The organism is Pseudomonadales bacterium (assembly GCA_013215025.1).
In the GTDB taxonomy this organism is placed as follows: domain Bacteria; phylum Pseudomonadota; class Gammaproteobacteria; order Pseudomonadales; family DT-91; genus DT-91.
This window is the reverse complement of record JABSRR010000274.1, coordinates 1-1,806: the sequence shown is the minus strand read 5'-3', so window position 1 is coordinate 1,806 and position 1,806 is coordinate 1. Positions and strand designations below refer to the sequence as shown.

The 1,806-nt window shown below is 40.8% G+C and carries 1 protein-coding gene and 1 pseudogene (1 of these 2 only partly in view); both read left to right on the top strand.

What is annotated here, in order from left to right; translation table 11 throughout:
• Nucleotides 1-48 (top strand): annotated as a pseudogene (locus HRU21_12825) (hypothetical protein); it begins 492 nt to the left of the window's first position.
• Nucleotides 5-1,806 (top strand): hypothetical protein (locus HRU21_12820; GenBank protein NRA43173.1); only part of this gene is annotated, 1,802 nt, incomplete at its 3' end. The pseudogene HRU21_12825 and the gene HRU21_12820, both read left to right, overlap by 44 nt.

Sequence of the window (1,806 nt, the reverse complement as noted above, 5' to 3'; positions counted from 1 at the left end):
TGCCTTGTTTTCATCCGATGCCGAATTAATTGCTGCCAGCGATGCTGAGCTGCCTGCTGATGATCTACCTGCTGCAACGCAGGACTCATCCCCGTTTAGCCATAATGATAAGGCCGGCATAAAGCACAATGTAGATCAACAGTCAGCTCACTCAGCACAGCCAGCTTCGAATTTTCAATATCTCAATCTTCAGTCAACGAGTTTTATTCGCGCTGCTGCAGATTCGGCTGTTTCATCAGAAGCAAATAAGACAAGCGAGACAAGAGAAGCAAGCCCTGATAGTGCCAACTTTGAAGAATCTACGCCATCTGGCGTCATTCCATCAGCTTCGAGAAAGCCTTCATTACACGTTTTAAATAATAGTCACCGCTTGCAAACAGTGGCAAAAAAAACCTTCATTGAAAAACCAAAGCCAGAGCCGCAAATTGAACAGCATCAAACCAATACAGAAAGTTCAAAGGCGAAATTGTTTGCCAGTAAAGCCAAGCATAATTTAAGTGATATGTTAGGCGCTGAGCTGCCGGACAGAGAAATTAGTTTAGATTTTAAGTTCAGCCTGCAAAAAGGCAAAAAAGAGCTCGGCGACTTACCTAGCAAAAAAGATATTGAGAAATATCTTGCTCAAAAAGGCGCCAGCTTTAATCAAATTCTGAAGCATAGCGATAGAGATATTTTACTTATCGCCAAGTATAAGCTTTCACCAAATGATCGTTTGCGCTTGCTCAGTCTTTTTTTACCGTTTTTCTTTGCTAAAGCCCAACAGCTAGCCATAAGCTTTGAACGTAAAGCCTTTGATGCTAAAAACACCTCTCGTCTAGAACAATTATCACTGAGCCAATCCTCTATTAAAGGCCTGATTAGCGGTTACAAACAGATTTATGCCGAATTGTATGCGCTCAATAACTTTCAGTATAAGCGTCAGCAAGCGCAAGCTAACCAGGTAGCTTTCCATCTCTGTTTATTATTGTGTCTTGAGCAACGCCTATTGTTCGCCAGTAAAGCAAAAGTCAGTGCGCATTCTATTAAAACGTTTAATAAACTCGCAACGGTACTTCGACATTATGAACCTGATGAGTTTAATGCCGTTAGAAAATGTGTTACTGAAAAGACGCCTCGATCTATTGCACAACTCTGGACAAAATATCAGCTTTTGCTGTGTTTTGACTCAAGTGATATAGCAACCGGTCTTCAGCCCCAGCTTATTGCTTATTTGGATCAACAGCTGCTGAACCAGATTCAATTAGTATTGCCGGAAGACATAGATTATCTTGATGCTTCGCAATACCTGATTCTGAATGAAAACCATGACTGTCGACCAAGTTTACTCGATCTTAGTGATACCTCTAACGAACAAGTACAGCTGAAGTTAAACGCATTTAACCAGCGAGATAGTCAAAGTGGCGATTACTGCTTCATTGCGGTGGACAATTTATTTAATCAAATTAAACATGATTTTTCTAAGCAGCTAGCTATTCTTGAAAATCAGCATAATTTTGATAATCAGCCTATCGACGCATTACAAAAGCTGCAAATATCAGCAAACTTTTTCGCCAGCATGAATAAATATGTGGCTGGCATAGAGCAAGACCTTAAAAAGTCCAGCTACAGCTTGGTGTTAAACCAGCAAATAGAAGTGCGCCTTGGTATCACAGCGATTCAAGATTATATCGAATCATTGATGAAGCGTATTGATGAGGAATCCAGTCAACGCTCTACTGCTGAGCAGAATAAGCCCGCTAAATTTGGCTTTCGCGATTGGTCTATTGCCTCTGAACAACAAGGACTCTTATATTTACAGACACAGCT